Below are 12,263 nucleotides of genomic sequence, written 5' to 3' on the forward strand. Positions count from 1 at the left end.
CGCTTATTCCGTGGCGGGCTATCGTGCCACCTGCAAGTATCCCGCTCATGCTGACCTTCGACGTGCCCGATGGCACCCGCCTCGCCTACCACCGAAAGGGCTCGGGGGGTGACCGACCGCTCGTTTGCATCCCCGGCGGGCCGATGATGCGCTCCGCTTACTTCGGCGACCTCGGTGGGCTGGCCGCGCAGCGGGAGTTGGTGTTGCTGGACCTGCGCGGCACGGGAGACTCGGCCAGGCCCGCAGACCTCGCGAGCTTCCGGGTGGACCGGCAGGCTGAGGACATCGAGGCACTGCGCGTCGCCGTCGGACTGGAGCAGTTGGATCTTCTCGGCCACTCGGCCGCTGGTGATCTCGTGCTGGCCTACGCGGCCCGCTACCCGGAGCGGGTGCGCTCGCTGGTCCTGGTCTGCGCGCGGGCGCGCACCGCCGGGATCGACTTCCCCGTCGAGCGGCGTCGCGAGGCGCTGGAACTGCGCCAGGAGGAGCCCTGGTACGAGGAGGTCCGGCCGGCCTTCGAGCGGGCTGTGTCCGGGGAGGCGAGCGGCGCGGACTTCACGCTGCTCGACCGCCTCTCCTACGGTCGATGGGATGCCGCCGCGCAGGCGCACGCCGCCGCGTGCGAGGAGTGGTTCGACGAGGAGGCGGCGGACGCCTACCTGGCCCCGGGCGCCTTCGACGGCGCGGACGGCGCCCGCGCCGTACTGGCTGAACTGGATGTGCCCGTCCTGGTCATCTCCGGTGAGCTGGACGGTTCCCCGCGTCCGGACTCCGCCGCCGAGGTGGCTGGACTCTTCCCGCGCGGCGAGCACATCCTCCAGGCGGGTGCCGCGCACAGTCCGTGGGTGGATGGTCCGGACGAATTCGTCCAGACCGTCATCAAGTTCCTGGCCAGGGACACCACTCGCTGACGCGCAATTACCCGACTTCGGCCATGATTTCGTCCGATACGTGGAATCGGGCACAGCGGCGCAACGCCAACTTCCGCCCCATCATCATTACCCGACTTCCGCCATGATTTCGTCCGATACGTGGAATCGGGCACAGCGGCGCAACGCCAACTTCCGCCCCATCACCATTACCCGACTTCGGCCATGATTTCGTCCGATACGTCGAAGTTGGCGTAGACGTTCTGGACGTCGTCGCTGTCTTCGAGGGCGTCGATCAGGCGGAAGATCTTGGCGGCGCCGTCGGCGTCGAGTTCGACCGTCATGGACGGGACGAACTGGACGTCGGCGGAGTCGTAGTCGATGCCGGCGTCCTGCAGCGCCGTCCGGGTCGCGACCATGTCGGTGGCCTCGGTGACGACCTCCCAGGACTCGCCGAGGTCGTTCACCTCGTCGGCACCGGCCTCGAGCACGGCCTCCATCACGTCGTCCTCGGACAGCGACTTCCCGTCCTGGTCCTTGGCGACGACGATGACGCCCTTGCGGTTGAACAGGTACGCGACCGAGTTCGGGTCGGCCAGCGAGCCGCCGTTGCGGGTCATCGCCGTACGCACGTCGGCAGCGGCCCGGTTGCGGTTGTCGGTGAGGCACTCGACCAGCATCGCGACGCCGTTCGGGCCGTAGCCCTCGTACATGATCGTCTGGTACTCCGCGCCACCGGCCTCGGCGCCGGAACCACGCTTGATCGCGCGGTCGATGTTGTCGTTCGGGACCGAGGTCTTCTTCGCCTTCTGGATGGCGTCGTACAGGGTCGGGTTCCCGCCAGGGTCGCCACCGCCCATCCGGGCGGCCACCTCGATGTTCTTGATCAGCTTCGCGAAGAGCTTGCCGCGCCTCGCGTCGATGACGGCCTTCTTGTGCTTCGTGGTGGCCCACTTGGAGTGGCCTGACATGGCGAACCCAACCCTTCTTACCGCTGCAACTGACTCAGAGGCTGCGGACCAGCTCGGCGAAGTAGCCGTGCAGCCTGGCGTCCCCGGTCATCTCCGGATGGAACGACGTGGCCAGCAGCCGGTCGTGGCGAACCGCGACGATCCTACCCGCGGTGGGGCCCGACCTCACCGTCGAGAGTACCTCCACGTCCCGGCCGACCCGCTCCACCCACGGTGCCCGGATGAACACCGCGTGGTACGGCGTGTCGAACGCGGCGAACTCCAGGTCCGCCTCGAACGAGTCCACCTGCCGCCCGAACGCGTTCCGGCGGACCGTCACGTCGAGTCCGCCGAGCGTCTCCTGGCCCTCGATCCCGCCGGTGATCTCGTTCGCGAGCATGATCATCCCGGCGCAGGTGCCGAACACCGGCATCCCGTCCGCGATCCGCTTCTGCAACGGCTCGAACAGCTCGAACGCCCGGGCCAGCTTGTCCATCGTGGTCGACTCACCACCCGGGAGCACCAGCGCGTCCACCTGCTCCAGCTCGGACGGACGCCGTACCGGCCGGGCCTCGACGCCGACCTCGGTCAGCATCGCCACGTGCTCACGCACGTTCCCCTGCAACGCGAACACACCGATCACGGTCATAGCGTCACCCTTCGTTGCCAGTCGAGCGTGACCTCGATGCGGCCCTCGTCGAAGACCGCGGGCAGGTCGTAGTGGTGTAGCAGCGACAGCACGTCCTCCAGCAGCGGCTCGCCCGGCGCCACATTGGCGGTGTCGGGGTGCCAGAGCTTGAGCTCGAGCATGCCGAAGTCGACCGCGTGCCAGACGTCCGTGTCGGTGAAGAACACCAGGCCCTTCGGATCCGCGGCCGCCTCGAGCACCTGCCTGGCGGCGTGGTGGTCCGCCGTGTAGCGGACCACCACGACGCCGCGGGACTCCAGCTCGGCCAGTACGGCGTCGAGCCGGTCAGGATCCGTGGTCGCCGGCCAGTCGGCGGCCTCGGCCTGGAGATCCATGAAGGCCTCGCCGATCAGCAGCGGCACCAGAGCGGCCGCGTCCATCGACGGTGCGTCCTCCTGGACGGCCTCCGTCAACGCGGCCGAGACGGCGGCGTGGTCGGCGTACCCGGACCGCACCAGGACGCGGGCCAGTCCCCGCAGCTCCCGGGCGGTCCGTTCGTCCACCGCCAGCAGACCTTCCGGTGTCGTCACCAGCCGCGCTCGGCGAGCCGGTGCGGCTGCGGGATCTCGTCGACGTTGATGCCGACCATGGCCTCGCCCAGACCGCGGGAGACCTTGGCGAGTACGTCGGGGTCGTCGTAGAAGGTGGTGGCCTTGACGATCGCCTCGGCGCGCTGGGCCGGGTTGCCGGACTTGAAGATGCCGGAGCCGACGAACACGCCCTCGGCACCGAGCTGCATCATCATCGCGGCGTCGGCCGGGGTGGCGATGCCACCGGCGGTGAACAGCACCACCGGGAGCTTGCCGGCCTGCGCGACCTCCTTGACCAGCTCGTACGGCGCCTGCAACTCCTTGGCGGCGACGTACAGCTCGTCCTCGGGGAGGTTCTGCAGCTTGCGGATCTCCTGGCGGATCTGGCGCATATGGGTGGTCGCGTTGGACACGTCACCGGTGCCGGCCTCGCCCTTGGAGCGGATCATCGCCGCGCCCTCGGTGATCCGGCGCAGCGCCTCGCCCAGGTTGGTCGCGCCACAGACGAAGGGAACGGTGAAGTTCCACTTGTCGATGTGGTTCGCGTAGTCGGCCGGGGTCAGGACCTCGGACTCGTCGATGTAGTCCACACCGAGGCTCTGCAGCACCTGCGCCTCGACGAAGTGACCGATCCGGGCCTTGGCCATCACCGGGATCGAGACGGCGCCGATGATCGAGTCGATCATGTCCGGGTCGCTCATCCGGGAGACGCCGCCCTGCGCGCGGATGTCGGCCGGAACCCGCTCCAGCGCCATCACCGCGACCGCACCGGCGTCCTCGGCGATCTTGGCCTGCTCCGCGGTGACGACGTCCATGATCACGCCGCCCTTGAGCATCTCCGCCATGCCGCGCTTGACCTTCGCGGTACCGGTCTGAGGGGTCTCGTTCTCCGTCACTGCTTTCCTCCTGGTCGTGGGGCTCACTGTCCAGATTAGGTCGACGACGGCACCGATCCTCAGTCCACCTCGGATCAAGTGGACTGAGCCAGCGCTTCCCCCAGCCGGGCGACTACCAGCCGCAGCGTCGCGGGCGGTGCGGTGAACGGGATCCGGATGTGCCTTCGGTCGGTGCCCTCGGGCGTGAACAGGTCGCCGGCGCCCAGCAGCAGGCCGTGCCCACGGGCTGCCTCCAGCACTCGGCGCGCTCTGGTTTCGGTCAACTCCAGCCATAGCGTCATCCCGCCAGTGGGCGTGGGCCAGGCCACACCGTCGAGCGTCCTGAGGCCCGTCTCCAGCGCCGCGAGGTTGGCGCGCAGGCGGGTCCGGCGCCGGCTGATCACCTTGTCGAGCCGGTGGACGATCGCCTGGGCCAAGAGGTCGTCCAGTGCACTGGGTGACGCCACGCTGAGCTGTGCGGCCGTGTTGATGCGTCGTCTGAGCTGTTTGCCGGTACGGACCCACCCAACGCGCAGTCCGCCCCACACCGTCTTCGAGAGCGAGCCAACACTCACAGTGCGCGGATAGCGACTCAGTGGTTCGGCTTGCTCCCCGCTGGCCAGCCAGAGCGGTCGCATGGTCTCGTCACTGATCAGGGCAGCGCCGTACCGCCTGGCGATCTCGACTACCGCCGTACGACGGTCCGCCGGGAGACTGAGTCCGGTCGGGTTGTGGTTGTCCGCCTGCAGGTAGATGACCTTGGGCCGGTGCCGTCGGCAGAGGTGGGTGAGCTGATCCGTGTCCCACACGCCTGCGGGCCAGCCGGCGACGTCCAGGCGGTGTTTGCGGAGCAGATCGAAGGCAGCCGGGTACGTCGGTGTCTCGGTGATCGCGACACCCGGTCCGAGGTCCAGTCCGGCCAGTGCGGCATTCAGGCCGGCTGCTGCGCCCACGGTCAGCGTCAACTGATCCGGCTCGGTCGGTACGCCCTCCATGGTCAGTCGCTCGGCGAGCGCCATACGCAGCTCGATAGACCCGCCCGGCGGCGGACCGTCGCCACCCATGGCCTGCGGGAGGCCGTCCTCGACGATCTGCGCTGCCACCTCGGCGACATCGTGCGGTGCCGCGGTCGTCGCGAAGCGTAGGTCGAGCACCGGCTGGTCCCCCGCGGTGACGGTCGACGCGGGCGCGATCGGGTCCAGGAGGCGGTCGATAGGCCGGACGACCGTGCCGGAGCCGCGCTTCGTCTCCAGTACGCCGTCCGCCCGCAGGTGGTCCAGCGCCCGGACGACGGTCACGCGGCTCAACCCGAGTCGCTCGGCCAGCACCCGCTCCGAGGGGAGCCGGGATCCGATCGACAGGTCACCCCGCTCGATCCGGCGCAGCACGAGAGCCTCGACCTGCTCGGTCTTCGTCCCGTCCGCCGCGTCCAGGTCATTCTCCCGCCACATAAGTCCAGTCTCCCACCACTGGCCTGACCCTCCGAGAACTGTCCGTCCCGGGTGCTTGTATTTGCCTATGGACGAGCGGTGGGCGATCGCGCCGGAGGAGGGTGGCGGGGCAATCCTCGTCGCGCTACATCCGGACGGGCAGCCTGCCGGTGAGGCGGTGCACGAGCCGGACCTCGCGACCGCGGTGGCTTCGCGTCCGCAGGTGACGCGGTGGGTGTGGCGGTCGTCGGCCGAGATCTATCCGCGGTTGCTGGCGAGCGGCGTCCGGGTGGAACGCTGCTACGACATCGAGAACAGCGAAGGCCTCTTGCTCGGGCACGAGGGCCGGCTGGGTGAGCCGCGATCGGCGGCGGCCGCCTGGGCACGGTTGAGTGGTCAGCCTGTGCCGCCGGATCCACCGCTGCGGGGCGTCGTGCCTGGTGAGCAGTCGTCGTTGTTCGAGATCGCTGCCGAACCCGTCGCCTTCGACGCTCTCCTGAGGATGTACGCCGACCAGCTCAGGCGGCACGGTCTCACGGAGCATCCGGACCGGATGCGGCTGCTCACGGCCTCGGAGTCGTCGGGGATGCTGATCGCGGCCGAGATGGATCGCGCCGGCCTGCCGTGGAGCGAGTCGGCGCATCGCGCCGTACTGACGGAGTTGCTCGGCGATCGGTTCGGCGGGACCGGGGAGCCGCGGCGGCTGACCGAGCTCGCGGACGAGGTGTCAGCGGCGTTCGGGCGGCGGGTGCGACCGGATCTGCCGGCCGACGTGCTGAAGGCGTTCAAACAGGCCGGGTATCAGCTGAAGTCGACCCGCCGCTGGGAGCTCGAGACGATCGACCATCCGGCGGTCGCACCACTGGTCGAGTACAAGAAGCTCTATCGCATCTACACCGCGAACGGCTGGTCCTGGCTGCACGACTGGGTCCATGACGGCCGGTTCCGGCCTGGCTTCGTTCCGGGCGGCACGGTCTCCGGTCGCTGGATCACCAACGGCGGTGGCGGTCTGCAGATCCCGAAGGTCATTCGCCGTGCCGTCGTCGCCGATCCTGGTTGGCGTCTGGTGGTCGCGGACGCTTCCCAACTGGAGCCCCGCATTCTCGCCGCCATCTCGCGCGACCCGGCTCTGATGGAGGTGGCGAGCGACCCGGGCGACCTTTACAAGGCTGTCTCGGACAAGGCGTTCTCGGGTGACCGCGCCACCGCCAAGGTCGCCGTACTGGGCGCCATCTACGGCCAGACCTCCGGCGACGGCCTCAAGAACCTCGCCATGCTGCGGAAGCGATTCCCGTTGGCGGTTGCGTACGTCGACGACGCCGCGCGCGCCGGTGAGGAAGGACGGCTCGTCCGCACCTATCTGGGCCGGACCTGCCCACCGTCCGGCACTCCTCTGGACGCCGCGATGCTGGAAGGACCACCAGCAGACGAGCCCCAGACCGACGCTCGTCACGCCCGCGCCCGAGGCCGCTTCACCCGCAACTTCGTGGTCCAGGGCAGCGCCGCCGACTGGGCGTTGCTGATGCTCGCCGCCCTGCGCCAGTCACTGGCCGATCTCAAGGCCGAGCTCGTCTTCTTCCAGCACGACGAGGTGATCGTCCACTGCCCGGCCGACGAAGCCTCGGTGGTCACCGAAGCGATCCAGTCCGCCAGCACCCTGGCCGGCACCCTCACCTTCGGGCCGACCCCCACGAACTTCGCTTTCACCACCGCCACCGTCGAGACCTACGCCGACGCGAAGTAGTGCCCGGGCAGGCCGAGCCGGGAGAACTCGGTGATCTCGAAGGCGGTCATTTCGGCGATCAGGTTCGTTTCGACGCGGAAGACGTCGACGGAGAACGGGCTGTAGACGGTCTCGCCCGGGCCGCGCAGATAGGCGGCGAGCGCGGGCTGGCGGTTGATCGCGGTCGGCAGGAAACGCCAGGTGCCACGGTAGGCGTTCCCGGCCGGGTCGAGGTTGGCGGCGAGCACGCGTTCGGCCGCGGCCCGGCCCTCGAACCAGAACGGGTACGGCGGCATCGTGATGCGGACGTCCTCGTGCATGAGGGCTGCGAGCGCCGCGGGGTCACCAGCGTCCCAGGCGGCTACGTACTTCTGCAGCAGGTCGTGCTCATCAGCAGACGGAGTGGCCGACCACTCCGACCGGTGCGACGGAAGGTGTTCGCCGAGCACGGGCCGGGCTCGCTGGAGGGCGGAGTTGACGGCGGCAACGGTCAGCTCCATGACCGACGCGGTGTCACTGGCGGGCCAGCCGAGGACATCGCGGAAGATCAGGACCGCGCGCTGCCGGGGTGGAAGGTGCTGGATCGCGATCAGGAACGCGAGCTCGATCGTCTCGCGACGGATCACAACGGCATCCGGCTCGTCCGCGCGGTCCAGCAGGATGTCGGGGAACGGCTGGAGCCAGGGCACGTCCTCGCGCGGTGGGAGGGCGGTGGCGGGGAAGGACGCCGGTTCGAGTTGGTACGGGAGGACTCGCTGCTTGCGGCGTACGTCGTCGATGCAGGCGTTGGTGGCGATGCGATAGAGCCAGGCGCGCAACGACGAGCGACCCTCGAAGTCGTCGCGCCGGCGCCACGCCCGCAGGAACGTCTCCTGCACCATGTCCTCGGCGTCGTCGTACGAGCCGAGCATCCGGTAGCAGTGCACCCGCAGCTCGTGGCGGTACCGCTCGGCCTCCTCCGCGAAGGTCAACTGCCGTCCTCCAGTTCGATCGTGCCCGGCATCGGCGCGTGGCCGGCCAGCCGGAACCACCTCACCAGCCGGCGCTGCCGCAGGTCGCGCGTCGACACCACGATGTCGTTGTGGAAACGCCGCGCCAACTGGACCCGCCGCATCGCCAGGCTCAGTTCGCCGGCCCACGGTTCCTTGTCGGTGCCGGTGGCATGGAAAGCACGGGTCAACGCCGATTCGGCCTGCTCACGCGTCTCCAGCGAGGCGGTCCGGGCCCAATGAGCCGCGTCGAGTAGGAGCAGGGACGACGCCGGGTCGAGGATGCCGGTGCCGGCCAGCTCGGCGACCAGGGCGGAGCGCCGGGCGAGTTCGGTCTCCAGGGAGGCGCGGGCGATCTCGACCCGCTGGTGCAGGCGGTCCAGCCGGCCGGCGGTCCAGCTCGCGTAAGCGCCGAACAACAGCAGCACCACGCCGATCGCGAGCAGCGCCCAGGACACCTTCACAGCACCATTCGATCATCGATTACGGAGCGCTGACGGTCCGGGCGAATCCGGTAGTCGCCGCGCCCGGCGGCACTACCGTCGGGATCATGGCTGACATCGGCGTGATCGGCGGTTCCGGTTTCTACACGTTCCTGTCCGACACACAGACCGTCGAGATCGACACCCCGTTCGGCCCGCCCAGCGAGGCGCCGGTGGTCGGCGACCTCGACGGGCGGGAGGTCGCGTTCATCCCCCGGCATGGGGCCGATCACCGCTTCCCGCCGCATCGGGTCAACTATCGCGCCAACCTGTGGGCCTTGCGCGAGCTCGGCGTACGGCAGGTTCTCGGGCCGTGTGCGGTCGGTTCGCTCAAGCCTGAGCTCGTGCCGGGCACGTTCGTCGTCCCCGATCAGTACGTCGATCGCACCTGGGGCCGGGCTCAGACGGTGTACGACGACCAGCCGGTGGTGCACACGTCCGTCGCCGACCCGTACTGTCCGGCCGGCCGGGAGACGGTGATTGCCGCGGGCAACGTCGTACCCGAGGGGACGATGGTGGTGATCAACGGACCGCGCTTCTCCACCCGCGCCGAGTCGCGGTGGCACGCGGCACAAGGCTGGTCGGTCGTCGGCATGACCGGAGCGCCCGAGGCGGCGATCGCTCGCGAACTCGCGCTCTGCTACACCTCGATCGCCGTCGTCACGGACCACGATGCGGGCGTCGAGTCGGGCACTGGCGTCACGCAGGCCGAGGTCTTCACCGCGTTCAAGGGCAGCATCGAGCGACTGCAGGACCTGCTCAGGAACGTGATCGGGCAGCTCCCCAAGCCGGACGCCGACTGCACCTGCCGGCACGCCCTCGACGGGACGGCGGCGCGGTGAGAGTGCTGCTGACCGGCGGGGCCGGATTCATCGGGCAGCACGTCCGTCACCAGCTCGTTGCCGAGGGCCACGACGTGATCGTCCTCGATTCCTTCCGGCCGGATGTCCATGCGCACCAGCCGGCGCCACGTCCCGGTCTGGTCGTCGGCGACGTCCGTGACGCGGCGACAGTCGCGGCCACACTGGACGGGATCGACACCGTCATCCACCTGGCGGCGAAGGTCGGACTCGGCGTCGACCTCGACGATCTGGACGACTACGTCTCCAGCAACAGCCTGGGTACGGCGGTCCTGCTCCGGCAACTCGCCCACGCCAAGATCCAACACCTCGTCTACGCCAGCTCGATGGTCGTGTACGGCGAGGGCCGCTACGACTGTGATCGCCACGGCCGCGTCGCCCCCGGTCCACGCCGCACCGAAGACCTGGACGCGGGCCGCTTCGAACCACCGTGCCCAGTCTGCGGCGCCCAACTCCACCCGGGTCTCGTCGAGGAGGACGCCGTACTCGATCCTCGGAACGCCTATGCGGCCACCAAACTCAACGGTGAGCACCTTGCCCAGACGTGGGCGCGCGAGACCGGCGGCAGGGTGACCGCGCTCCGCTTCCACAACGTCTACGGACCTGGCATGCCGAGGAACACGCCGTACGCCGGAGTCGCGGCGATCTTCGGCTCGGCGCTGGAACGCGGCGAGGCACCGAAGGTCTTCGAGGACGGCAGGCAGCGCCGCGACTTCATCCACGTTCGCGACATCGCCACCGCCGTGACCACATCTGCCGCCGCACTCCCCCACCAGCCCCCGTTCGCGGCGTACAACGTCGGCAGCGGCACCATCCACACCATCGGCGACGTCGCCACCGAACTCTCGCGCGCCTACGACGGCCCGGCGCCGGTCGTCACCGGCCAGTACCGCCTGGGCGACGTCCGCCACATCACGGCGTCCGCGGACCGCCTCCGCAACGAACTGGGCTGGAAGCCGGGCTACGACCTCACCACCGGTCTCGCGGACCTGCTCTCAAACGCTCGCGGGTAGGTCGATCTGGAAGGCGCAGCCGCCGTCGATATTGCTCACGGCGATGTTGCCGTCGTGTGATTCGACGACGCCGCGAGCAATCGCGAGCCCCAGGCCGCCGCCGCTCGATCTGGCACCTTCGCCAGTGGACGCCGATTCGGGTGTCCGCTGTTCGTCGCCGCGCCAGCCGATGTCGAAGACCCGGTCGAGATCGTCGCTGGGGATTCCGCCGCAGCCGTCCCTGACCGCGAGGCGGACGCGGCCGTCGGGCTCGCGGTCGACGGCCAGGGTGACGGTTCCACCGGGTGCGGTATGGCGGATCGCGTTGCCGACCAGGTTGGTGACCGCGCGGGTCAGCTCGTCCGGATCGCCCTGGACGGCGAGCCGATCGTCGTCTGTCGGCGTCGACACTGCCAGCCGAACCCCGGACGAACGGGCATGCTCACCGTTCTCCCCCGCCACGTCCTCCGCCAGCTCGCGCAGACTGACCGCGGACCGATGCCGCGGCGGAGGCGCCGCCGACAACCGGGACAGCTCGAACAAGTCATCGACCAAACCGGTCATCCGGTCGACCGTCGCCCGCATCTGCCGCAGCGCACCGGGTACGTCGTCGATCACGCCGTCCTCGAGTCCCTCGGACACGGCCCGCAATCCGGCCAGCGGCGTCCGCAGATCGTGCGACATGAACGCGACCAGCTCCCGCCGGCTCGCCTCCAGCGCGCGCTCCCGTTCGTGCGACGCGGCGAGCTTGCGACGTGTCATCTCCAGCTCGTCCGTCAGCTCCGCCAGTTCGGCCGGTACTGCGCCAGTCAGCTCGGCCGTCGGCTCGTACGACGTACCGAGGTGACGCAACCGACGGCCAACGTCCCGGGAGCCCGTGCTGATCCAGTGCCCGAGCAGCACTGACATCCCCAGTCCGAGCAATGCCGCGAACGCCAGCGTCCACAGCACCACCCACGAGTCGTGCTCGGAGATGAACATCGCCCGCACGCTCTGCAGTACCGCGGCCAGGGCGGCCGCCATCGGCGCCAGCGCGGCCACGATCATCGTGATCCGCAACGACCGACGCCGGAACTGCCACAGGATTGCCGCTCCGAGCCCGGCGACGATCAACGTCCACAGCGTGGTGAGCGCCAGGATCGTGAACATGTCCTTGTTCATTCGGCATCTCCGACGAACCGGTAGCCCGTCCGCGGCACCGTGAGGACCAACCGGGGATCGGACGGATCGACCTCGATCTTCTCCCGCAGCCGGCGAACGTGCACGGTGACGGTCGACGAGTCACCGAAGTCCCAGCCCCAGACGCGGCGCAGCAGTTCGGCCTTCGTGTACGCCTTGCCCGGATGCGACACCAGGAACGCCAGCAGATCGAACTCCCGATGCGTCAGCGCCAGCTCGGCCCCGTCCAGAGAGGCACGCCGCGCCGCGGTGTCGACCATGACCGGACCGGCGCTGATCTTGGTCGGCGTCAGGTCGAGGCCGGCCAGCCGTTCCTCGCGACGCAGCAGCGCCTGCACGCGCAGCGTGAGCTCGCGCGGGCTGAACGGCTTGACCACATAGTCGTCCGCGCCGACCTCCAGCCCGACCAGCCGGTCCTCCTCCTCGCCCCGCGCGGACAGCATGATCACCGCGGCGCCGTCGTCGGCCGCGCGCATCCGGCGCAGCACTTCGAGCCCGGACAGTCCGGGCAGCATCACGTCCAGTACGACGACCGACGGCTTCCACTGCTGCCAGACCTCGACCGCCGCGACCCCGTCCGCCACCACGCGGGCGTCGTACCCGGCTTTGGTCAGGTACGCCGAGACGACGTTGGACACGGTCGGGTCGTCGTCGACGACGAGTACACGAGTAGCCACGGTCAGAGCCTAGATCGTC

Annotated in this window: 13 protein-coding genes; 4 read left to right on the top strand and 9 right to left on the bottom strand. The window is 69.4% G+C overall.

Annotated features, from left to right (window positions below; translation table 11 throughout):
* The first annotated feature begins 47 nt into the window (after positions 1 to 47).
* The gene (locus OG558_RS38700) at positions 48 to 911 is read left to right on the top strand and encodes an alpha/beta fold hydrolase (protein WP_405067452.1); all 864 of its coding nucleotides are present in this window, start codon (positions 48 to 50) and stop codon (positions 909 to 911) included.
* Between the two features lie 167 nt (positions 912 to 1,078).
* Here the strand turns inward: OG558_RS38700 and OG558_RS38705 are convergent, their stop codons facing one another.
* From OG558_RS38705 to OG558_RS38725, 5 genes are all read right to left on the bottom strand, one after another.
* On the bottom strand, positions 1,079 to 1,840 hold the full coding sequence (locus OG558_RS38705) for a YebC/PmpR family DNA-binding transcriptional regulator (protein ID WP_405067453.1): 762 nt from the start codon (positions 1,838 to 1,840) through the stop codon (positions 1,079 to 1,081).
* Between the two features lie 34 nt (positions 1,841 to 1,874).
* The gene (gene pdxT / locus OG558_RS38710) at positions 1,875 to 2,468 is read right to left on the bottom strand and encodes a pyridoxal 5'-phosphate synthase glutaminase subunit PdxT (protein WP_405067454.1); all 594 of its coding nucleotides are present in this window, start codon (positions 2,466 to 2,468) and stop codon (positions 1,875 to 1,877) included.
* Positions 2,465 to 3,037, bottom strand: coding sequence for a DUF6891 domain-containing protein (locus tag OG558_RS38715; protein ID WP_405067455.1), 573 nt, complete (start codon positions 3,035 to 3,037; stop codon positions 2,465 to 2,467). The genes pdxT and OG558_RS38715 overlap by 4 nt, the downstream gene beginning before the upstream one ends.
* Positions 3,034 to 3,933 (bottom strand): pyridoxal 5'-phosphate synthase lyase subunit PdxS, encoded by a 900-nt coding sequence (pdxS, locus tag OG558_RS38720; RefSeq protein WP_405067456.1) that lies wholly within the window; start codon positions 3,931 to 3,933, stop codon positions 3,034 to 3,036. The genes OG558_RS38715 and pdxS overlap by 4 nt, the downstream gene beginning before the upstream one ends.
* Positions 3,934 to 4,007: 74 nt before the next feature.
* Positions 4,008 to 5,363, bottom strand: a complete 1,356-nt coding sequence (locus OG558_RS38725; RefSeq protein WP_405067457.1) for a PLP-dependent aminotransferase family protein — start codon at positions 5,361 to 5,363, stop codon at positions 4,008 to 4,010.
* A 67-nt stretch (positions 5,364 to 5,430) separates the two neighbouring features.
* Between OG558_RS38725 and OG558_RS38730 the strand changes: the two genes are divergently transcribed.
* The gene (locus OG558_RS38730) at positions 5,431 to 7,086 is read left to right on the top strand and encodes a bifunctional 3'-5' exonuclease/DNA polymerase (protein ID WP_405067458.1); all 1,656 of its coding nucleotides are present in this window, start codon (positions 5,431 to 5,433) and stop codon (positions 7,084 to 7,086) included.
* On the opposite strand, the gene OG558_RS38735 is transcribed toward OG558_RS38730, so the two are convergent.
* Positions 7,068 to 8,036, bottom strand: a complete 969-nt coding sequence (locus tag OG558_RS38735; RefSeq protein WP_405067459.1) for an RNA polymerase subunit sigma-70 — start codon at positions 8,034 to 8,036, stop codon at positions 7,068 to 7,070. The genes OG558_RS38730 and OG558_RS38735 overlap by 19 nt on opposite strands.
* Positions 8,033 to 8,518, bottom strand: a complete 486-nt coding sequence (locus OG558_RS38740; RefSeq protein ID WP_405067460.1) for a hypothetical protein — start codon at positions 8,516 to 8,518, stop codon at positions 8,033 to 8,035. The genes OG558_RS38735 and OG558_RS38740 overlap by 4 nt, the downstream gene beginning before the upstream one ends.
* An 86-nt stretch (positions 8,519 to 8,604) precedes the next feature.
* Here OG558_RS38740 and OG558_RS38745 point away from each other — a divergent pair, with 86 nt between their 5' ends.
* Both OG558_RS38745 and OG558_RS38750 read left to right on the top strand, forming a co-directional pair.
* Positions 8,605 to 9,378 (top strand): S-methyl-5'-thioadenosine phosphorylase, encoded by a 774-nt coding sequence (locus OG558_RS38745; RefSeq protein ID WP_405067461.1) that lies wholly within the window; start codon positions 8,605 to 8,607, stop codon positions 9,376 to 9,378.
* Entirely contained in the window at positions 9,375 to 10,409 is a 1,035-nt protein-coding gene (locus tag OG558_RS38750; protein ID WP_405067462.1) for an NAD-dependent epimerase/dehydratase family protein, read from the top strand. The genes OG558_RS38745 and OG558_RS38750 overlap by 4 nt, the downstream gene beginning before the upstream one ends.
* Here OG558_RS38750 and OG558_RS38755 read toward each other — a convergent pair.
* Positions 10,392 to 11,549, bottom strand: coding sequence for a sensor histidine kinase (locus OG558_RS38755; RefSeq protein WP_405067463.1), 1,158 nt, complete (start codon positions 11,547 to 11,549; stop codon positions 10,392 to 10,394). The genes OG558_RS38750 and OG558_RS38755 overlap by 18 nt on opposite strands.
* A complete protein-coding gene (locus OG558_RS38760) occupies positions 11,546 to 12,244 on the bottom strand; it encodes a response regulator transcription factor (protein WP_405067464.1) in 699 nt (232 codons plus the stop codon). The genes OG558_RS38755 and OG558_RS38760 overlap by 4 nt, the downstream gene beginning before the upstream one ends.
* Positions 12,245 to 12,263: the final 19 nt, after the last annotated feature.

This window comes from Kribbella sp. NBC_01510, assembly GCF_045040325.1.
Lineage (GTDB): Bacteria > Actinomycetota > Actinomycetes > Propionibacteriales > Kribbellaceae > Kribbella.

Bases quoted from the DNA above. Each gene is read 5' to 3' on its own strand.
- OG558_RS38700 (WP_405067452.1), top strand. From the start codon at position 48: ATGCTGACCTTCGACGTGCCCGATGGCACCCGCCTCGCCTACCACCGA.
- OG558_RS38705 (WP_405067453.1), bottom strand. From the start codon at position 1,840: ATGTCAGGCCACTCCAAGTGGGCCACCACGAAGCACAAGAAGGCCGTC.
- pdxT (WP_405067454.1), bottom strand. From the start codon at position 2,468: ATGACCGTGATCGGTGTGTTCGCGTTGCAGGGGAACGTGCGTGAGCAC.
- OG558_RS38725 (WP_405067457.1), bottom strand. From the start codon at position 5,363: ATGTGGCGGGAGAATGACCTGGACGCGGCGGACGGGACGAAGACCGAG.
- OG558_RS38730 (WP_405067458.1), top strand. From the start codon at position 5,431: ATGGACGAGCGGTGGGCGATCGCGCCGGAGGAGGGTGGCGGGGCAATC.
- OG558_RS38745 (WP_405067461.1), top strand. From the start codon at position 8,605: ATGGCTGACATCGGCGTGATCGGCGGTTCCGGTTTCTACACGTTCCTG.
- OG558_RS38755 (WP_405067463.1), bottom strand. From the start codon at position 11,549: ATGAACAAGGACATGTTCACGATCCTGGCGCTCACCACGCTGTGGACG.